Origin of the sequence: Bradyrhizobium sp. 76 (assembly GCF_023073025.1) — a bacterium.
Lineage (GTDB): Bacteria > Pseudomonadota > Alphaproteobacteria > Rhizobiales > Xanthobacteraceae > Bradyrhizobium.
The window spans coordinates 353,676-374,080 of the sequence record NZ_JADPIS010000090.1; the positions used below are offsets into that span (position 1 = coordinate 353,676).

At 64.5% G+C, this 20,405-nt stretch carries 16 protein-coding genes; 9 read left to right on the forward strand and 7 right to left on the reverse strand.

Going from position 1 to position 20,405, the window contains the following annotated elements; genetic code table 11:
* Positions 1 to 2: 2 nt before the first annotated feature.
* Entirely contained in the window at positions 3 to 902 is a 900-nt protein-coding gene (locus IVB48_RS18305; RefSeq protein ID WP_027519799.1) for a LysR substrate-binding domain-containing protein, read from the reverse strand.
* 202 nt (positions 903 to 1,104) lie between these two features.
* Here IVB48_RS18305 and IVB48_RS18310 point away from each other — a divergent pair, with 202 nt between their 5' ends.
* Positions 1,105 to 1,902, forward strand: coding sequence for a fumarylacetoacetate hydrolase family protein (locus tag IVB48_RS18310; protein ID WP_247358427.1), 798 nt, complete (start codon positions 1,105 to 1,107; stop codon positions 1,900 to 1,902).
* Positions 1,903 to 2,090: 188 nt separating this feature from the next.
* Here IVB48_RS18310 and IVB48_RS18315 read toward each other — a convergent pair whose 3' ends face one another.
* Positions 2,091 to 2,942 (reverse strand): CoA ester lyase, encoded by an 852-nt coding sequence (locus IVB48_RS18315; protein WP_247401376.1) that lies wholly within the window; start codon positions 2,940 to 2,942, stop codon positions 2,091 to 2,093.
* Positions 2,942 to 3,394, reverse strand: coding sequence for a MaoC family dehydratase (locus tag IVB48_RS18320; protein WP_247401379.1), 453 nt, complete (start codon positions 3,392 to 3,394; stop codon positions 2,942 to 2,944). Before IVB48_RS18320 ends, IVB48_RS18315 begins: the two co-directional genes overlap by 1 nt.
* A gap of 227 nt (positions 3,395 to 3,621) precedes the next feature.
* Here IVB48_RS18320 and IVB48_RS18325 point away from each other — a divergent pair, with 227 nt between their 5' ends.
* On the forward strand, positions 3,622 to 4,788 hold the full coding sequence (locus tag IVB48_RS18325) for an acyl-CoA dehydrogenase family protein (RefSeq protein WP_247358431.1): 1,167 nt from the start codon (positions 3,622 to 3,624) through the stop codon (positions 4,786 to 4,788).
* A 37-nt stretch (positions 4,789 to 4,825) separates the two neighbouring features.
* Here the strand turns inward: IVB48_RS18325 and IVB48_RS18330 are convergent, their stop codons facing one another.
* From IVB48_RS18330 to IVB48_RS18340, 3 genes are all read right to left on the reverse strand, one after another.
* A complete protein-coding gene (locus IVB48_RS18330; protein ID WP_247401382.1) occupies positions 4,826 to 6,430 on the reverse strand; it encodes an AMP-binding protein in 1,605 nt (534 codons plus the stop codon).
* Positions 6,431 to 6,463: 33 nt separating this feature from the next.
* The gene (gene upp, locus IVB48_RS18335) at positions 6,464 to 7,099 is read right to left on the reverse strand and encodes a uracil phosphoribosyltransferase (protein WP_027570546.1); all 636 of its coding nucleotides are present in this window, start codon (positions 7,097 to 7,099) and stop codon (positions 6,464 to 6,466) included.
* A 214-nt stretch (positions 7,100 to 7,313) separates the two neighbouring features.
* Positions 7,314 to 7,781 (reverse strand): hypothetical protein, encoded by a 468-nt coding sequence (locus IVB48_RS18340; protein ID WP_247401385.1) that lies wholly within the window; start codon positions 7,779 to 7,781, stop codon positions 7,314 to 7,316.
* A 489-nt stretch (positions 7,782 to 8,270) separates the two neighbouring features.
* Here IVB48_RS18340 and IVB48_RS18345 point away from each other — a divergent pair, with 489 nt between their 5' ends.
* The 6 genes from IVB48_RS18345 (at position 8,271) to IVB48_RS18370 (ending at position 16,419) form a co-directional block, all read left to right on the forward strand.
* Positions 8,271 to 8,360, forward strand: coding sequence for a K(+)-transporting ATPase subunit F (locus IVB48_RS18345; RefSeq protein WP_007595755.1), 90 nt, complete (start codon positions 8,271 to 8,273; stop codon positions 8,358 to 8,360).
* A 31-nt stretch (positions 8,361 to 8,391) separates the two neighbouring features.
* Positions 8,392 to 10,095: a potassium-transporting ATPase subunit KdpA gene (kdpA, locus tag IVB48_RS18350; RefSeq protein WP_247401386.1), complete on the forward strand. Its 1,704-nt coding sequence runs from the start codon at positions 8,392 to 8,394 to the stop codon at positions 10,093 to 10,095.
* Between the two features lie 49 nt (positions 10,096 to 10,144).
* Positions 10,145 to 12,259: a potassium-transporting ATPase subunit KdpB gene (gene kdpB / locus IVB48_RS18355; protein ID WP_247401387.1), complete on the forward strand. Its 2,115-nt coding sequence runs from the start codon at positions 10,145 to 10,147 to the stop codon at positions 12,257 to 12,259.
* Positions 12,260 to 12,369: 110 nt separating this feature from the next.
* Entirely contained in the window at positions 12,370 to 12,972 is a 603-nt protein-coding gene (locus IVB48_RS18360) for a K(+)-transporting ATPase subunit C (RefSeq protein ID WP_247401388.1), read from the forward strand.
* A gap of 37 nt (positions 12,973 to 13,009) precedes the next feature.
* Positions 13,010 to 15,733: a sensor histidine kinase KdpD gene (locus IVB48_RS18365; RefSeq protein WP_247401392.1), complete on the forward strand. Its 2,724-nt coding sequence runs from the start codon at positions 13,010 to 13,012 to the stop codon at positions 15,731 to 15,733.
* On the forward strand, positions 15,730 to 16,419 hold the full coding sequence (locus tag IVB48_RS18370) for a response regulator transcription factor (RefSeq protein WP_247287829.1): 690 nt from the start codon (positions 15,730 to 15,732) through the stop codon (positions 16,417 to 16,419). Before IVB48_RS18365 ends, IVB48_RS18370 begins: the two co-directional genes overlap by 4 nt.
* A 219-nt stretch (positions 16,420 to 16,638) precedes the next feature.
* Here IVB48_RS18370 and IVB48_RS18375 read toward each other — a convergent pair whose 3' ends face one another.
* Positions 16,639 to 17,523: a Ku protein gene (locus IVB48_RS18375; RefSeq protein WP_247401394.1), complete on the reverse strand. Its 885-nt coding sequence runs from the start codon at positions 17,521 to 17,523 to the stop codon at positions 16,639 to 16,641.
* 118 nt (positions 17,524 to 17,641) lie between these two features.
* Here IVB48_RS18375 and ligD point away from each other — a divergent pair, with 118 nt between their 5' ends.
* The gene (gene ligD / locus IVB48_RS18380) at positions 17,642 to 20,341 is read left to right on the forward strand and encodes a DNA ligase D (RefSeq protein WP_247401399.1); all 2,700 of its coding nucleotides are present in this window, start codon (positions 17,642 to 17,644) and stop codon (positions 20,339 to 20,341) included.
* Positions 20,342 to 20,405 lie beyond the last annotated feature (64 nt).

Consider the following 20,405-nt stretch of genomic DNA (forward strand, 5'->3'; position numbering starts at 1 on the left):
ACTCAGGACAACTCGATCGGGTCGCCGCGGCCGCTGAGCTCTTCGTCGAGGCGCAGATAGTGCGCGAGATAGTCGTGCAAGGCGGTCGCCGCCTTCGAGGTTGCGCCGCTCGACTTGTAGAGCAGCAGCTCGATCTTCGGCAGTGGCGGCAGGCCCTCGTTCGGGCCGATCTCGCGCATCGCCGGCACCAGGGCGCTGCGGCCGAGTACGGTCACGGCCATGCCGGCGAAGGCCGCCGCCTGAAGGCCGCCGACGCTTTCGCTGACGCAGGCGATGCGCCAGCGCAAATTCGCGCGTTCCAGCGTGTCGATCGCGTAGTCGCGATAGATGTTTCCGGGCGGCAGCAACGCCAGCGGAATGGGCCGTTCCTGGTGCGCGGCAGACTGCTCACCGGTCATCCAGACCAGTTGCTCGCGCCGTACCACCTGGCCGCCCGTAAAATCATTCATGCGGGTGACAAGCGCGATGTCGACATCGCCACGCTTGACCAGGCCCACCAGCGGCGTCGAGAGCGCGCAATTGAGCTCGACCTGGACGCGGGGGAAGGATTTTCGGAACACGCTGAGGATCTGCGGCAGCATGAAGGCGGCATAGAGGTCCGGCGTGCCGAGTACGACCTGACCCTCGATCTCCTGTGACGCCAATTGCGAAATCAATTCGTCATGCAATCGCAGGATGGACTTGGCGTAGGTGAGAACCGTGGTGCCGTCCTCGCTCAGCGTCAGCCGGCGCCCGGCATGCTCGAACAATTGTTTCCCGGTGAGCTCCTCCAGCCGCTGCAATTGCAGGGTGATCGCCGGCTGGGTGCGGCCCAGCCGCCGCGCGGTCTCGGTAATGCTGCCGGTCTCGACCACGGAGATCAGCGACCGGAGCATGCGGATATCGAGGCTGATGAGGTTCATGCGGCATCCATGTCGCCCAGAATTTATGCAAGTTCCATGCTAGAGCGAATGGGAGCCGGGGTGGGAAGGCTCGGTCGCAGACGGCCTGTTCTCATCAATTAAACGACGTGCCGGTCCAGCATTGCTGGCATACTGAATATTGATTATCAGGCGGCTCGGCGCGCATGATGCGCCCAACGAACACAAAAAGGGAGCACAAAACATGAAAGAGAGATCAGCAACGCGACGAGAGCTGCTTGCAATTGCCGCGGCGGCAAGTGCTGCGTCAATCGCGGAAGTTGCGCCGGCTGCTGCGCAGGCCGTGCCGAAGCCGATCTTTCCGGTGCCGATGGTCACCATTCCGATCGTCGGCGAAACCCAGGTGTTCCAGGTCCGCCGCATCTACTGCATCGGGCGCAACTATGCGGCGCACGCGATCGAGCGCGGCTCGGACCCGAACCGCGAGCCGCCGTTCTTCTTCCAGAAGCCGACCGACGCAATCCAGAACGTCGCTGTGGGCGAGGTCGCCGATCATCCCTATCCGTCGCTGACCAAGAACTATCACCACGAAGTCGAGCTGGTCGCCGCGCTGAAGTCCGGCGGCTCCAACATTCCGGCCGAGAAGGCGCTCGACCATGTCTATGGCTACGCGCTCGGCCTCGACATGACCCGGCGCGATCTCCAGAACGGGATGGCCGCGGAGAAGAAGCCGTGGGAGATCGGCAAGAGCTTTGACCACGCCGCGGTGATCGGCCCAATCCACCCGGCCAGCAAGACCGGCCATTTCGACAAGGGCGCCATTTCGCTGGCGATCAACGGGACGGTGAAGCAGAGCTCGGATCTCAGCAAGATGATCTGGAGCGTGGCCGAGCAGATCGCAAAACTGTCGGAAGCCTTCGAACTGAAGGCCGGCGACATCATCTATTCCGGCACGCCGGAGAACGTCGGTCCGGTCGTGAAGGGCGATGTGCTGTTGTGCAAGCTCGACGGCTTGCCGGACATGTCGATCAAGATCGTCTAGCGTTCCCCTCTCCCCGCCTGCGGAAGTGAGGGGCGGGACGTTTTCGCTTCGTCATGCCCGGGCTTGTCCCGGGCATCCACGTTTTTGGGTGCCGGTTGCGTGGAAGCCCGTGGATGCCCGGGACAAGCCCGGCCACGACGACGCTGAGAGTGGCTTGTATCCCATCTGTCGCAGCGCGACGTCCTGCTCTAGCTCCGGCCGAGGATCTTCTTCGCGGCGCGAAGATGCGGCCTGTCGATCATCTGGCCGTCGAGGCGCAGCGTGCCGGAGTTCGGATTGTTCGCGAACGCCGCGATCACCTTCTCCGCCCAATTGCGCTCGGCCTCGGTCGGCTCGAACGCCGCGTTGACCACGTCGACGTGCTTGGGATGAATCAGCGCTTTCGCCGAAAAACCGTCGCGCCGCGCCGCGCGCGTTTCCTGTTCGAGCCCCGCCAGATTGTCGATGTCGGTATAGACGGTGTCGATCGGCGCGACCTCGGCCGCGGCGGCGGCCATCAGGCACAGATCGCGCGCCAGTCGATAAGGGCTGTGGAACACGCCGCCTGACGCCTTTTCAGTAGCGCCGAGCGAGGCCGAGAGATCTTCCGCGCCCCACATCAGGCCCGCGAGGCGAGGGGAGCAGCCCTTGTAGCTGCCGAGTCCGAAGATCGATCCTGCGGTTTCGGTCGCGACGCAGACGATGCGTGTCGAGCCGATGGCGATGCCAGCCGCAGCCTCCAAAGCTTCGAGCCAGGTCGCGACCTGCCGCACGTCGTCGCCGCCCTGCGATTTTGGCAGCACGATGCCGTCGGGCTTGCCTGGAATCACCGCGGCAAGGTCAGCGAGCGTCATGCCGGTGTCGAGCGCGTTGACGCGGACATAGAGCTGATGGGGCTTGTTGCGGCCGTTGAGCATCGCCAGCGTCAACCCGCGCGCCTCCGGCTTCTTGTCGGTGACGACGGAATCTTCGAGATCGATGATCAGCGCGTCGGCGTTGCCTTCGCTCGCTTTCTCGAATTTGCGCGGGGAATCGCCCGGCACGAACAGCATCGAACGCATCAGACCGGCCTCTTGTGCATCATCGCCATGCGGCGGCATTTGCCGACGATCTCGTCGTTCTGGTTGAGAGCGTAGTGCTCGAACTCGACGATGCCCGCTTTGGGGCGCGATTTGGATTCCCGCAACGAAAGCACCTTGGTCGTCGCCCGCAAGGTGTCGCCATGGAAGACCGGTTTCGGAAAGGTGACGTCGGTCATGCCGAGATTGGCAACGGTGGTGCCCATGGTCGTATCATAGACCGTCATGCCGATCATGATGCCGAGCGTGTAAAGGCTGTTGAAAATGCGCTGGCCGAACTCGGTCTGGGCCGAAAAATGCGCGTCGATGTGCAGCGGCTGCGGATTGAGCGTCAGCAGGCTGAACATGGTGTTGTCCATCTCCGTGACGGTCCGCGTCAGGGGATGCCTGAACTCCTGGCCCACGGAAAACTCCTCGAAATAAAGCCCGGCCATCGCGGTCTTCCTCCCTGCGAAATAACAGCGCGCTCACACCGTCGCGCCGCATGATCCCATGCATGGTACACACAGTTGGCAGGCAAATTCACGTATCTGTACCAGGTTTTTCGAGCTAAAGAACGCAAGCGAGGGCACGTCCGGGCACAGCAATCGGCCGCGGCCTTCGCGTGGGAAACGCGAAGAGGGGAGATGGCGCGGGCGCGGCTCCCAGCAAGGAGACCATCATGGATTTCGCGCTCACCGATCAGCAGGAGGCTATTCGCGACGCCATCGCGAAGATCTGCGAAGGCTTTCCCGATGCCTATTGGCTGAAGAAGGACCACGACGGCGGCTTCCCGCACGACTTCCACAAGGCGCTCGCCGACGCCGGCTGGCTCGGCATCTGCGTGCCGGAGGCCTACGGCGGTTCCGGGCTCGGCATCACCGAAGCCGCGATCATGATGCGCGCCATCGCGGAATCCGGCGCCGGCATGTCCGGCGCATCCGCGGTGCACATCAACGTGTTCGGTCTCAATCCCGTCGTCGTGTTCGGCACCGAGGAACAGCGCAAGCGCATGCTGCCGCCGATGGTCGAGGGCCGCGAGAAGGCGTGCTTTGCCGTGACCGAGCCCAACACCGGCCTCAACACCACCCAGCTCAAGACCCGCGCGGTGGCCAAGAACGACCGCTACATCGTCAACGGCCAGAAGGTGTGGATCTCGACCGCGCAGGTTGCGCACAAGATCCTGCTGCTGGCTCGCACCACGCCGCTGGAGGATGTGCGCTCGCCCACGCATGGGCTGAGCCTGTTCTATACGGACTTCGATCGCAACAGGATCAAGGTCCACGAGATCGAGAAGATGGGCCGCAAGGTCGTCGATTCCAACGAGCTGTTCTTCGAGGATTTCGAGATCCCCATGGAAGATCGGATCGGCGAAGAAGGCAAAGGCTTCCAGTATATCCTCGAAGGCATGAACCCGGAGCGCATCCTGATCGCAGCGGAAGCCGTCGGCCTCGGCAAGCTCGCGTTGTCGCGCGCGACCGAATACGCCAAGACCCGCGTGGTGTTCAACCGACCCATCGGCAAGAACCAGGGCATTCAGCATCCGCTGGCCGTAAACTGGGTTGAGCTCGAGGCGGCCTGGTTGATGGTGATGTCGGCGGCCTGGCAATACGACAAGGGCATGCCTTGCGGCGGCGCCGCCAATGCCGCGAAATACATTGCGGGTGAGGCCGGATATCATGCCTGCGAGCAGGCGGTGATGACCCATGGTGGCTTCGGCTATGCCAAGGAGTTCCATGTCGAGCGTTACTTGCGCGAAGTTCTGATCCCGCGCATCGCGCCGGTCAGCCCGCAGCTTGCGCTCAGCTTCATTGCGGAAAAGGTGCTGGGGCTGGCGAAGTCGTACTAGCTGATGCGCGACCTTTTAGCCGAGACGAATTCGCGTGCTATCCCAGTGGCCGTGCTTTTTCTGCGGCGATCCGGTCCATCGCCATGGCCCGAAGCCGGGCGCGCTGGATCTTGACGCCGTTCGCGCTGTCGGTGACGGGGAAGGCCTCCACGACATAGATCCGCGCCGGGACCTTGTAGCCGGCGAGCCGCTCGCGTAGGCGCGTGATCAACGCGTCCTGCTGCGGCGGTTCGTGCTGGGGGTCCTGGGTGGGGATCACGAAGGCAACGCAGCGGGCGTTTCCCTTCAGATCGACCGCGACGACCTGGGCGTCGGCCACGCCGGCGCACGATTTGAGCTCGTCCTCGATCTCGCCGGGGGCGACAAGAAACCCGCCGAGCCGCATGGCGTCGCCCGCGCGGGTTTCGTAGACGAAGGAGCCGTCGCCGCGCAGCCGGCCGATATCGCCGGTGCGGAAGAAGCCGTCCGCGGTGATGGCGTCGCGCGTCGCGTCGGGATTGTTGTAGTAGCCGAGGAAGCGTGACGGCGCCCGGATCTCGATCTCACCGGAGACGCCGCGAGCCGCGAGTTCGCCGGTCTCGGTGTCGCGCACACGGACCTTGGCCTCCGGGGACATTGGCCAGCCGCCGCCCTCGAGGCGATCGGCGAAGCCATCACTCGAGCGTGCGATCGAGAACAGCGCCTGCACCTCGCTCGAACCGTAGAGGCCGTGCAACGGCATGCCGCGCGCCTCGGCCTCCGCGGCAAGCTCGCGCCAGCCGGGCTGGAACGCGGCAAAGCCGCAGAGTTCGAGATGCGGAAACGGATGCGGCGCGTCGGTGACGGCGAGGATGCGGCGGAACATCTCGTCCGAGCCAAAGGCATGCGTGATCCCGCACTCGCGGAGAATCTTCAGCGCCGGCGCGGCCTCGAAAGCGTCGAGCGCATGGACGGTCGCGCCCGCTGCGACGAAGCCGAGCAGGCTCGTCATGCCGAAGGTGCCGCAGAACGGCAGCATGGCCAGCAGCGCATGGCGCTGGGGCGAGAGTTTTAGCGCCTCGGCGACCGAGGCGGCGTGCGTGGCCAGCGTTCGCTGCGAATGCGCGACGAGTTTTGGTCCTTTGGTCGTGCCTGATGTCGTGTAGAGCAGAACCGGCAGATCGAAATCATCCTGAGCCGGCGGGGCCGGCGGATAGGGCTCGTCGAAGGCGTCGAAGCGCACGCATGGCCATTGGGCGGGAATCTCATCCGCGCCGACCACCGCGATCTCTCGCAGCGTAGGCACCTCGTCCTTGGCGACGTCGGCGAGAATAGCGGCAAAGTCGATCGAGCGAAACGCGGCTTCGATCACCATCAGCCTGGCCCCGGACAGCTTCAGGAGATGCGCGACGTCCGCGCTGCGATAGCGTGTATTGACGGCGGCGACGATTGCCCCAAGCCGGGCGGCGGCGAACAGCAGCGTGATCCATTCGATCCGGTTGACCAGCCAGACCGCGACGACGTCGCCCATGCCGATACCGCGTGCGGCAAGCCAGGCGGCGGTCTGCTCGATCTTTTCTGAGAATTCCGCGCGCGAGACCGGCGTGCCGTCGAACACGAAGGCCGGATCGGCGGTCGTCTCGGTCCGGATCAGCGATTGCAGCGAAAATACATTGGCGCTCATGGCAACCGGACTAACCCGACAGCGCGAACCTGTCTACTTGGTGCCGAACATCCGGTCGCCGGCGTCGCCCAGCCCCGGCACGATGTAGCCGTGGTCGTTGAGCCGCTCGTCGATCGCGGCGGTCCAGACCGGCACGTCCGGATGCTCGCTCTGGAACTGCGCGATCCCTTCAGGCGCGGCCAGAAGGCAGACGAAGCGGATGTCGCGGGCGCCGCGCGCCTTCAGCAGCGAGGCGCCGGCGCAGGCCGAGTTGCCGGTCGCCAGCATGGGATCCATCAGGATCACGGTGCGGTCCGACAGGTCCTGCGGCGCCTTGAAGTAATATTCCACGGCCTGCAATGTCTCAGGATCGCGGTAGAGCCCGATATGGGCGATGCGCGCCGACGGCATCAGCGCCAGCATGCCGTCGAGGAAGCCGACGCCGGCGCGCAGGATCGGCGCCAGCGTGAGCTTCTTGCCGGCGATCTTGGGCGCCCGCATCGGCGCAATCGGCGTCTCGATCTCGACAAGCTCCAGCGGCAGGTCGCGCGTCACCTCGTAGCCGAGCAGCATCCCGATCTCGTTCAGGATCTCGCGAAAGCTCTTGGTCGAGCGGTCCTTCTCCCGCATCAGGGAGAGCTTGTGCTGGACCAGGGGATGGGCGACGACGTTGACGTTGCTGGTGCTCATGAAACCGATCTACACGGTTCCGGGAAACTGCGCCAGATCGGCCGAGTGTTTTTGGTGCGGGAGACGTGCCTTCAGCCGGGCGTCGCGACCGCGCTGCGGAGCCGGTTGCTCGCCCGGTAGGCAGCCATGGTCAATTCGCGGTCGATGGGCGTGACGGTTTATGCTCCGAGCCCGCGCGCCACGAGTGTGATGACGAGCGTCAGGACCGCGCCCACTAGCCGAAATTTTCGCAGCCGACCGGCTCGTAGAGCGGGTCACGCGCGGGACGAATAGTGGGAACGCTCGGACGCGAAACTTCCAGGGCCAATGCCTCGACCTCTATGAAAGCCGACAGCAGCGCGAGCGCGAGATCGGCGTGGCGCGCCTCGACCGCGGGGTCGAGCCAGTCCGGCAACTCGCGCTCGCGCGAGAGAGCGCAGTGCCATTCACCCTCGTCGTAGGCGATGCGGCGGACTTGCCACAGCGGCAGCTCCAGCTCCATCAGTGCCAGCGCGGCATCGGCCCAGGCTTCTGCTTCGATCAGGCGCGTGACGCGCGCAGTGCGCTCGCTCTGCCCGAGCGAAGGGAAGTGCCGGCAGGCGTGATCGATGATCTCGAGCATCAGCGGTCGCGTCATCGTGTGCGCGTGGCGCAGGCGTTCGCTGAGTGAGGGCGGATCGTAGTGCCGGAGAGCGGCGGTCATGTCAGGCCTCCTGGAATTGGCGTCGGTCAGTCGGCCGGCCTCTCCAAGATGGCCAAAACGGCATTTGAAAACGAGATGGGGCGGGGCGGGAGATATAGGGATTTCATAAGTGCGGGTGGGGGCGGTGGCGCGCCATTCTCCGCCTTCGCCGGTACGACGATGTGAGTGCCTCGCGAGCGTTGTCCGACCACGCCGTCAGCCCCGGCCTTTTATGAGATTCCTATAACTTCGCCATGGCCCTCGTCTCGAAAACCTATGCCCGCGGTGGCACTTCAGCCCGGTCAAAAGTTCCGGTGGGCGCCGTGGAAATGCACTGGCATTTCCTTTCGCGCGCCGACCGGGTCTCCCGAGAAACGGTTGCGTCCAAATCAAGGACGCAACGAGGAGTATCTCCATGATGGACATTCTGATGCTGGCGCTGGGCTTCGCCTTCTTCGCCCTTGCGATTGGCTACACCTATGCCTGCGAACGGCTGTGAGGGAGCGGACCATGATCTTCGATTATTCGCTCGCCGGCGTCGTTTCGCTCGGCCTCCTGTTCTACCTCACTTACGCGCTGCTGCGGCCCGAGCGGTTCTGACCGTGCTCACGAAGCCTGAAGGGTTGATGTCATGACTGTAATCGGTTGGCTCCAGATCATTCTCTTTTGCGTCATTATCGTCGCGCTCACAAAACCGCTCGGCTGGTACATGACGCGCGTGTTCAACGGCGAGCGGACCTTCCTGTCGCCGGTGCTGCGTCCCATCGAGGCCGGCATCTACTGGTTCTCCGGCGTCGACGAGAAGCGCGAGCAGCATTGGCTGACCTATACGGTCGCCATGCTGTTGTTCCATGTCGGCGGCTTCCTCATCATCTACGGCATGATGCGGTTGCAGGCCGTCCTGCCGTTCAATCCGGCCGGCCAAGGCGCGGTCGCCGCGGATCTCTCCTTCAATACGGCGATCTCCTTCATCACCAACACCAACTGGCAGAACTACGGCGGCGAGAGCACGATCTCCTATCTCGTGCAGATGCTCGGCTTGACGCACCAGAACTTCCTGTCGGCGGCGACCGGTATCGCACTCGCGGTCGCCCTGATCCGCGGCTTCTCGCGTGCGTCGGCACGCACCGTCGGAAATTTCTGGGTCGACGTCACCCGCTGCACGCTCTATGTGCTGTTGCCAATCTGTATCGTCTATACGCTGTTCCTGGTCTCGCAAGGCATACCGCAGACGCTCGGTGACTATGTCGAGGCCACCACGCTCGAGGGTGCCAAGCAAACCATTGCGGTCGGCCCGGTCGCCTCCCAGGTCGCGATCAAGATGCTCGGCACCAATGGCGGCGGCTTCTTCAACGCCAATGCGGCGCATCCGTTCGAAAATCCAACCGCGCTGTCCAACTTCATTCAGATGCTATCGATCTTCGTGCTGGGTGCGGCGCTGACCAACGTGTTCGGCCGCATGGTCGGCAGCCAGCGCCAGGGCTGGGCGATCCTGTCCGTGATGGGCGTGCTGTTCGTCGCCGGTGTCGCCATCACCTATTGGGCGGAGGCCAACGGTACTTCGACCCTGCACGCGCTCGGCCTGACCGGCGGCAACATGGAAGGCAAGGAGGTTCGCTTCGGCATCGTCGCGTCCTCCCTGTTCGCCGTGATCACGACGGCCGCCTCCTGCGGCGCGATCAACGCCATGCATGACAGCTTCACGGCGCTCGGCGGCATGATTCCCCTGATCAATATGCAGCTCGGCGAAATCATCGTCGGCGGCGTCGGCGCCGGCCTCTATGGCATGCTGCTGTTCGTCGTGCTCGCGATCTTCGTGGCCGGCCTGATGGTCGGCCGCACGCCGGAGTATGTCGGCAAGAAGATCGAGGCGCGCGAAGTGAAAATGGCGATGCTCGCGATCCTGGTGCTGCCGCTGATGTATCTGGGATGGACCGCGGTCGGCGTGGTCTATCCGGCGGCGGTCGCCTCGATGGCGAATGCCGGGCCGCATGGCTTCACCGAGGTGCTCTATGCCTTCACCTCGGCGACCGGCAACAACGGCTCGGCCTTCGCGGGCCTCACCGGCAACACCTTCTTCTACAATCTCACGCTCGCAAGCGCGATGTTCGTCGGCCGCTTCTTCATGATCATTCCGGCGATGGCGATCGCGGGTTCGCTGGCCGCCAAGAAATCGATTCCGCCGTCCGCGGGCACCCTCCCGACCACGGGCGGGCTGTTCGTCGGCCTCGTCGTCGGCGTGATCCTGATCATCGGCGGCCTCACCTTCTTCCCGGCCCTCGCCCTCGGCCCCATCGTCGAGCATCTCGCGAAGAACGCCGGCCAAGTGTTTTGAACAACAAGTGTTCTGATCGACCGCCTTCTGATTGTTTGGAGTGACCTCCATGGATACCATGAAACTGCAAAAACGCGCGTCCGTCTCGGCGATGCTCGATCCCAAGATCGTCGTGCCTGCGATCCGCGCGTCCTTCACCAAGCTAGATCCGCGCTTGATGATCAAGAACCCCGTGATGTTCGTTGTCGAGATCGTGGCTGCGCTTACCACCGTGATCTTCCTCCGCGATCTCCTCACCGCCGGCGAGAATCTCGGCTTCACCTTCCAGATCATCGTTTGGCTCTGGTTCACGGTGCTGTTTGCCAACTTCGCCGAAGCGGTGGCCGAAGGCCGCGGCAAGGCGCAAGCGGAATCGCTGCGCAAGACCCGCACCGAGAGCCAGGCAAAGCTGCTGACCGGCGCCGGCCTGGCCTTCAATCTCGTGCCGGGCACCAGCCTCAAGGTCGGCGACATCGTGCTGGTCGAGGCCGGCGATACCATTCCCTCCGATGGCGAGGTGATCGAGGGCGTTGCGTCCGTCAACGAGGCCGCCATCACCGGCGAGTCCGCACCCGTGATCCGCGAATCTGGCGGCGACCGTTCGGCAGTGACCGGCGGCACCCAGGTGCTGTCCGACTGGATCCGCGTGCGGATCACGGCAGCGCAGGGCTCGACCTTCATCGACCGCATGATCAAGCTGGTCGAGGGCGCGGAACGGGCGAAGACCCCGAACGAGATCGCGCTCAACATCCTGCTGGCCGGTCTCACCATCATCTTCGTGTTCGCCACCGTCACCATCCCGAGCTACGCGGCCTATGCCGGCGGCTCGATCTCGGTGGTCGTGCTGGTCGCCCTGTTCGTGACGTTGATCCCGACCACGATTGGCGCACTGCTGTCGGCGATCGGCATCGCCGGCATGGACCGTCTGGTCCGCTTCAACGTGCTGGCGATCTCCGGCCGTGCGGTCGAGGCCGCCGGAGACGTCGACACGCTGCTGCTCGACAAGACCGGAACGATCACGCTCGGCAACCGCCAGGCGACCTCTTTCCGCCCGGTGCGTGGCGTCACCGATCAGGAGCTCGCGGACGCCGCCCAGCTCGCATCGCTCGCCGACGAGACCCCGGAGGGCCGTTCGATCGTGGTGCTGGCCAAGGAAAAATACGGCATCCGTGGCCGCGAGATGGCCGAGTTGGGAGCCACCTTCATCCCCTTCACGGCGCAGACCCGCATGAGCGGTGTCGACGCCGGCGGCTCGTCGGTGCGCAAGGGCGCGGTCGATGCGATGCTCAACTATGTCGGTGGCGGTGCACCGCTGGTGGTTGCCTCTGGCAACACGGCTCGTTCCATCCAGCTCGCCGGGCTCTCGGACATCGGCCGCGAGATCCAGACCATTGCCGACGAGATATCGAAGGCCGGCGGCACGCCGCTGGCGGTCGCCAGGGACGGTAGGCTGCTCGGCGTCATCCAGCTCAAGGACATCGTCAAGGGCGGCATCCGCGAGCGCTTTGCCGAGCTGCGGCGCATGGGCATCCGCACCGTCATGATCACCGGCGACAATCCCATGACGGCCGCCGCGATTGCAGCGGAGGCCGGCGTCGACGACTTCCTGGCGCAGGCAACTCCCGAGGACAAGCTCAAGCTGATCCGCGACGAGCAGGCCAAAGGTAAGCTGGTGGCGATGTGCGGCGACGGCACCAACGACGCGCCGGCGCTCGCACAGGCAGACGTCGGTGTCGCCATGAACACCGGCACGCAGGCGGCCCGCGAGGCCGGCAACATGGTCGATCTCGATTCCAACCCGACCAAGCTGATCGAGGTGGTCGAGATCGGCAAGCAGCTCTTGATGACGCGCGGCGCGCTGACCACGTTCTCGATCGCCAACGACGTCGCGAAGTATTTCGCGATCATCCCGGCGATGTTCCTGGCGTTCTACCCCCAGCTCAACGTGCTCAATGTCATGAACCTGTCGAGCCCGCAGAGCGCCATCCTGTCGGCGATCATCTTCAACGCACTTGTTATCATCGCACTGATCCCGCTGGCGCTGAAGGGCGTCGCCTATCGCGCGGTCGGGGCCGGCGCACTGCTCCGGCGCAACCTGCTGATCTACGGCCTCGGCGGTATCGTCATTCCCTTCATCGGCATCAAGGCGATCGACCTCGTCGTCGTTGCCTTGCACCTGGCTTAACCCCGTCATTGCGAGCGAAGCGAAGCAATCCAGAATTCTTGCCGCGGCTGAGAGACTGGATTGCTTCGTCGCTTCGCTCCTCGCCACGACGAAAGAAATAGGAGAAACGCATGCTCAGAGAAATCCGCCCCGCCATCGTCCTGCTGCTGGTGCTCACCGCCATCACCGGCCTGGCCTACCCGCTCGCGATGACCGCTATTGCCGGTGCGATCTTCCCCGCGCAGGCGCAGGGCAGCTTGATCGAGAAGGACGGCAAGGTGGTCGGCTCCGCCCTGATCGGGCAGGAGTTCAAGGACGACAAATATTTCCACGGCCGTCCCTCGGCGACGGTGGCGCCGGATCCGAACGATTCGACCAAGACGGTACCGGCGCCCTACAACGCCGCGAATTCGGGTGGCTCAAATCTCGGCCCGACCAGCAAGGCGCTGGCCGACCGGCTGAAGGAAGACGTGGACAAGCTCAGGGGCGAGAATCCGAATGCCGCCGTGCCGGTCGACCTCGTGACGACCTCAGCCAGTGGCCTCGATCCGGATATCTCGCCGGAAGCGGCGCAATTCCAGGTGCCGCGCGTCGCGAAGGCGCGAAACGTGCCGGAGGATCAGGTCAAGCAACTGGTGGCTTCCAACACCCAGGGCCGCCCGCTCGGCCTGATCGGCGAGCCCCGGATCAACGTGCTGACTCTGAATCTCGCGCTCGATCGTGCCACGAAGTAGTCTAGGCTAGGTCCGCGCGGATGATTATATTGATCTGATGGTCCGAGAGCGCCGCGATCCCGAACAACGTCCTTCGCCCGAGGCGCTGCTGGAGGCCGCGCGCCGGGAGGAGGGCGTGAGTGGCAAGCTGAAAATCTTCGTCGGCGCCGCTCCCGGCGTCGGCAAGACCTACGAGATGCTGCAAAGCGCCCACGCCAAGCGCAAGGCCGGCCTCGACGTCGTGGTCGGCTTCGTCGAGACCCATGGCCGCGCCGAGACCGAGGCGCTGGTGCGCGGGCTGGAAGTGATCCCGCGCAAGAAGCTCGACTACCGCGGCCAGATTGTCGAGGAAATGGACCTCGACGCCGTGATCGCGCGCCGGCCGAAAATCGCGCTGGTCGACGAACTCGCCCACACCAATGCTCCTCTTTGCCGTCATCCGAAACGCTATCTCGATGTCGAGGAGCTGCTGTCCCACGGCATCGACGTCTACACCGCCGTCAATATCCAGCACATCGAGAGCCTGAACGACGTTGTCGCGCAGATCACCCATGTGCGGGTGCGGGAGACCGTGCCGGATTCGGTGTTCGACCGCGCAGACGCCATCGAGCTGATCGACCTCACGCCCGACGACCTGATCCAGCGCCTGAAGGAAGGCAAGGTCTATGTCCCCAGGCAGGCCGAGCGGGCGCTGGAGCATTATTTCTCGCCGGGTAACCTGACTGCGTTGCGCGAACTCGCGCTGCGGCGCACGGCCGAACGGGTCGACGAGCAGCTGCTCACCCACATGCAGGCGAACGCGATCGCCGGTCCCTGGGCCGCAGGCGAGCGCATCCTCGTCTGCGTCAGCGAAGATCCGCGCGCGGCCAGCCTCGTGCGTTACACCAAGCGGCTGGCCGACCGGCTGCACGCGCCGTTTATCGCGGTGTCGATCGAGACGCGGCGGTCCCTGCAAATGTCCGATGAGGAGCGCGACCGGCTGGCCGATACGCTGCGGCTCGCGGAATCGCTCGGCGGCGAGGCGCTGACGATCCCGGGCGTCGGCCGCCGCCTCGCCGACGACGTGGTCAACTTCGCGCAGGGCAACAACGTCACCCAGATCGTGATCGGAAAGTCGACGCGCTCGCTCTGGTTCGAGATGACGCGCGGCTCCGTCGTGCACGATCTGGTGCGCCGCGCCGGCAATATCAGCGTGCATGTCATCCCAGGCGACGAGCTCACGAGCGAGCCGGCGCCGAAGACGGCGGTGCAGACCGCAACGCGATCGGACCCGTTCGATGCGCGGCCCTATCTGAAGGCACTCGGGATCACCGCGCTTGGCCTCGCTGCCGCCGTGGCCATCAAGCCTTATTTCGGCATTGAGAACGTCGACCTGATGTTTCTGACCGCCGTGGTGACGGTTGCCGTGCGCTACGGATTATGGCCGTCGCTGCTTGCGAGCGTCGCGGCGTCGCTCGCCTACAATTTCTTCTTTCTGCCGCCGGTCTATACCTTCACCATCACCGATCCGACCAATGTCGCGGCGTTCTTTTTCTTCATGCTGATAGCGTTCGTGGTGTCGAACGTGGCGGGGCGGGTCCGCACCCAGGCTGATGCTGCGATCGGCCGCATCCGGACCACGGAGCAGCTCTATGCTTTCAGCCGCAAGCTCGCCGGCACCGGTACGCTCGACGACGTGCTGTGGGCGACCGCCTACCAGATCGCGCTGATGCTGAAAGTCCGCGTGGTGCTGCTATTGCCGGACGAAGGTCTGCTCACGGTGAAGTCGGGCTATCCCCCCGAGGACGATCTCGATCAGGCCGACCTTGCCGCCGCCAACTGGGCCAGGAGCAACGACCGCCCTGCAGGCCGCGGCTCGGACACGCTGCCCGGCGCAAAGCGGCTGTTCCTGCCGATGCGCACCGGGCGCGGCCCGATCGGCGTCATCGGCATCGACGACGACCGCACCGGTCCCTTGCTGACGCCGGACCAGCGCCGGCTGCTGGACGCGCTGGTCGACCAAGGCGCGCTGGCGATCGAGCGCGTGCTGCTGGTCGAGGACGTCGATCGCGTCAAGCGCTCCGTCGAATCCGAGCGGCTGCGTTCCGCATTGCTGACCTCGATTTCACACGACCTGAAGACGCCGCTCGCATCCGTGCTGGGTGCGGCCTCGACTATGCGCGATCTTGCCAGCGCGCTCTCCGACACCGAGAAGCGCGACCTGCTGGCGACGGTCATCGACGAATCCGAACGGCTCAACCGCTTCATTGCCAATCTGCTCGACATGACCAAGCTCGAATCCGGCGCCATCGTGCCCAACGCTGCGTTGCACGATCTCGGAGAGATCGTCGGCAGTGCGCTCCGGCGTGCAGCCAAGATCCTCACCGCCCACAAGGTGGAGCTGGAGTTGGCCGCAGATCTTCCCATGCTCCAGCTCGATGCGGTGCTGTTCGAGCAGGTGCTGTTCAACCTGCTCGACAACGCCGCCAAATATTCGCCGCCCCACGCCACGGTCTCGATCCGCAGCCGGCGCGACAGCGATCATGTGGTGCTCCAGATCGCCGACGAGGGTGACGGCATTCCGTCCGAGGAGCTCGAGAGCGTGTTCGACAAGTTTTATCGCGCGCAGAAGGGCGACCATGTCCGTCCCGGCACCGGGCTCGGGCTCGCCATCTCCCGCGGCTTCGTCGAGGCGATGCGTGGCACGATCTCGGCCGCGAATCGCGGCGACCGGAGCGGGGCGGTTCTGACGATTCGTCTGCCCATTCCGGCCCGGACCCACGCATTGGATACCGCCGCATGAGCGCAGCCCCGATCAAAGTGCTTGTCATCGACGACGAGCCGCCGATCCGCAAATTGCTGCGGATGGGGCTCTCGACGCAAGGCTATGAGATCCTGGAGGCGTCGAACGGCAAGACCGCGCTGGAGAAGCTCAGCGAGGATCCCGCGCTGATCATCCTCGATCTCGGCCTGCCCGATATCCAGGGCCATGAGCTGTTACGTACCATCCGCGCCCGCAATGAAGCTGTGCCGATCGTGGTGTTGTCGAGCCGTGGCGATGAGGCCGGCAAGGTGGAGGCGCTCGATCTCGGGGCCGACGATTACCTGACAAAGCCGTTCGGCATGGACGAGCTGCTGGCGCGCCTGCGCGCCGCGCTGCGGCACCAGCTTCAGATTCAGGGCGAACGGCCGGTGTTTCGTGCCGGCGATCTTTCGGTCGATCTGGTGCGCCGGATCGTCAGGGTCGGAGAGCGCGATGTCAAACTGTCGCCGAAGGAATATGACCTCCTGCGTGTGTTGGTGCAGCACGCCGGCAAGGTGCTCACTCACCGCTTCCTGCTGAGGGAGCTCTGGGACGAACTGACGGATGCCCAATATCTGCGCGTCTATGTCCGCCAGCTCCGGCAGAAGATCGAAGCCGATCCGGAGCGGCCGCAATATGTGCTGACGGAGACGGGGATCGGGTACCGGCTAAGGGCAGGGGATTAGGGCTGCCCACGTGCAACGATCCGTCATGGCCGGGCTTGTCCCGGCCATCCACGTCTTGACCCAGGGGACCGAGAACGTGGATGCCCTGGACAAGCCCGGGCATGCGCGGTCGGCGCAAGCCTGCATCAGCATCGTCATTGCGAGCGCAGCGAAGCAATCCAGACTGCCCCCGCGGAAAGATGCTGGATTGCTTCGCTGCGCTCGCAATGACGGATTAAGTCAACCCGCCTTCCTCTGCCGCGCCGTCGACCGATGCGTCTTCTTCGCGGCCCGCGTTCGCCCCGATGCCCGGCGCGCATGGGACTTCGCCGCCGTCTTCTTCCCGCCGCGTCCCTTCAAGCTCTGCTTCAGCGCATCCATCAGGCTAACGACGTTGCTCGGCCGCTCTTCGGGCTCCGGCAGCTCGATCTTTTTGCCGCTGGCCTTGCGCTTCACCAGGGCCTTCAGCGCGTTCTCGTAGTCGTCCTTGAACTTGCTGGGATCGAAATGGGAGGCCTTGGTCTGGAGGATATGGCCGGCGAGCTCAACCATGTCCTTGGTGATCTTCGGGCTCTTGATGTCGTCGAAGAACTGGTCCTCGTCGCGCAGTTCGTAAGGGAAGCGCAGCGTGGTGCCGAGCAGGCCCTTGCCGAGCGGCTCGATCGCGATGATGTGCTCGCGATTGGTGAGTACGATCTTGGCGAGCGCGACGCGATCCTGGTCCTTCATGGCGTCGCGGATCACGGCGAAAGCATCGACCGCGGCCTTGCCGTCGGGCGCGATATAGTAGGGATGGTTGAGATAGCGCTGGTCGATCTCGTCGCTCGGCACGAAACTCTCGATGTCGATGGTGTGGTTGCTCTCGATCTGGACCGCTTCGAGCTCCTCCGGCTCGATCTCGACATATTTGCCCTTACGCAGCTCGTAGCCGCGTCCCTTCTGGTCGCTCTCGACGACGTCGCCGGTCTCGGCGTCGATCATCTGCTGCTTCAACCGGTTGCCGGTCTCGCGGTTGATCATGTGAAACCGCGTCTTCTCGGCCGCGGTGGTCGCCGGATAAAGCACGACGGGGCAACTGACCAGCGAGAGCTTCAACGTTCCCTTCCAATAGGCGCGCGGTGCCATTCCGTTCTCCAGCGTCTGCGAGTCATTTTGGAACCCCAACCGTCCCGCGGGGTTTTGGTTCCGGGTGGGATGCGGGCCGTGATAGGCTTCCACGCCGAAAGAGAATCCGGGACCAGTCGTGCTGCAAAAGCTCTCCAAGTATCGACAGAAACGTGATTTCGAGAAGACGCCGGAGCCGTCGGGCAAAACCGCGGTGGCGCCCTCGAAGCAGCGGCGCTACGTGATCCAGAAGCACGACGCTTCGCGGCTGCACTACGATCTGCGGCTCGAGTTCGACGGCGTCTTCAAGTCCTGGGCGGTGACGAAAGGGCCCTCGCTCGATCCGCACGACAAGCGGCTGGCCGTCGAGGTCGAAGACCACCCGCTCGACTATGGTGATTTCGAGGGCACGATTCCGGAGGGCCAGTACGGCGGCGGCACGGTCATGCTGTGGGACCGCGGCACTTGGGAATCCGAAGATCCCGAACGCGGTTTCAAGAAGGGCGATCTGAAGTTCACCCTGCATGGCGAGAAGCTGCACGGCAGTTGGGTCCTGGTGCGCATGCGCAACGACCGTACCGGCGGCAAACGGACCAATTGGCTCCTGATCAAGCATCGCGACGAACATGTTCGCGAGGGCGCAGACAACGACATTCTCGGGGAGGACAAATCGGTCGCCTCCGGCCGTGCGATGGAGCAGATCGCCGGAGGCAAGGGGCGCGCGCCAAAACCGTTCATGCTGGCGAAGGGCACCAAGGCCAAGGCCGACGCGGTCTGGCAGTCCAACCGGGCGGACGAGGCGAAAGAGCGCACGGTCAAGCCGGCGCCCCGCGCGGCGTTGAAAACCGGCAAAACGGCAAAGAAGAAAGCCACGACCGCCACGACCGCCACGAGCGCGAAGAAGGCGGCGGAGATGCCGGACTTCGTCGCGCCGCAGCTCTGCACCTCGGTCGAGCGCCCGCCGGGTGGCGACGGCTGGTGCCACGAGATCAAGTTCGACGGCTACCGCGTTCAGCTGCGGGTCGAGGGCGGCAAGGCGACGTTGAAGACGCGCAAAGGCCTCGACTGGACCGAAAAATTCGCAAGCATCGCGAGGGAAGCGGGCGCGTTGCCGGATATGATGGTCGACGGCGAGATCGTCGCGCTCGATCACAACGGCGCACCCAATTTTTCGTCACTCCAGGCCGCTCTGTCGGACGGCAAGACCGACGAGCTCATCTTCTTTGCCTTCGACCTCCTGTTCGTCGAAGGCCTCGATTTGCGGCGGCTACCGCTCGGGGAGCGCAAGGGCCGCCTCAAGGAGCTCCTGGAGGCACGTAAGAAGAAATCGAGCCAGATTCGCTATGTCGAGCATTTCGAAAGCGGCGGCGACGCCGTGCTGCAATCGGCCTGCAAGCTCGAGCTTGAGGGCGTGGTGTCGAAGAAGCTCGACGCGCCTTATCGTTCGGGGCGGACGGAAAGCTGGACCAAGGCCAAATGCCGCGCTGGCCATGAGGTCGTGATCGGCGGCTACAAGACAACCAACGGCAAATTCCGCTCGCTGATGGCGGGCGTGCACCGTGGCGATCATCTCGCCTTCGTCGGCATGGTCGGCACCGGCTTCGGCGCCGACAAGGTCAAGCGCATCATGCCGTCCCTGAAGGCCATGGAGGCGAAGCAAAGCCCGTTCGGCGGCAAGAATGCACCGAAGAAAGCGCGCGAGGTGCACTGGCTGAAGCCGGAGCTCGTGGCGGAGATCGAGTTCGCCGGCTTCACCGCCGACGGCAATATCCGCCAGGCCGCCTTCAAGGGTCTGCGGCAGGACAAGCCGGCGGTGGAGGTCGAGGCCGAGACACCGGTGGATACCGAGCTTGCCGAGCCCACGACGAAGCGGCGCGCCAAGCCGCGCGCGCAAGCGAAGACTGGCCCACGAACGGCCCAGGCTGGCGGCAGTGCCGAAGTGATGGGAGTCGTCATCTCCAAGCCGGACAAGGAGCTCTGGCCGGACGACGGCAATGGCGATCCCGTCACCAAGCTGGATCTCGCGCGCTATCTCGAAGCCGTCGGCGAATGGATGATCGTGCACCTCAAGGGCCGGCCGTGCTCGCTGATCCGCGCGCCCGACGGCATCAAGGGCGAATGCTTCTTCCAGCGCCATGCCATGCAGGGCACGTCAAATCTTCTGGAGCTCGCGCGGGTCTCCGGCGACCGCGAGCCTTACCTGCAGATCGATCGGGTCGAGGGGCTCGCGGCCGTAGCACAGATTGGTGGCGTCGAGCTGCATCCCTGGAATTGCGCGCCCTACGCCTACGATACCCCGGGCCGGCTGGTGTTCGATCTCGACCCGGCACCCGACGTCGTCTTCGCCGAGGTCGTCGAGGCCGCCAAGGAGATGCGGCAGCGGCTGACCGACATCGGCATGGAAAGCTTCTGCAAGACCACCGGCGGCAAGGGCCTGCACGTCGTGGTACCGCTGCGTCATGGCGCGCGCGATCAGGTGAGCTGGAAGGAGGCCAAGGCCTTCGCACAAGGCGTCTGCCAGTGGATGGCGGACGACGCTCCCGAGCGCTACCTGCTCAACATGTCGAAGAAGTTGCGAGAGGGAAAGATCTTCCTGGACTATTTGCGCAACGACCGCATGTCGACGGCGGTGGCCCCTCTGTCGCCGCGTGCGCGCGCCGGCGCCACCGTGTCGATGCCGCTCACCTGGGCGCAGGTGAAGACCGATCTCGATCCGAAGCGCTACACGCTGCGCAGCGTGCCGGGGCTGCTGCCGCGGTCGAAGGCGTGGGATGGTTATGACGATGCCGCCGCTTCGATCAAGGCCGCGATCAAGAAGCTCGCGGCGAAAAAGACCTAAGGGTGAGTTAGCGAAGAAGTAGGGTGGGCAAAGCGAAGCGTGCCCACCATCCTCTCCTCGGCCG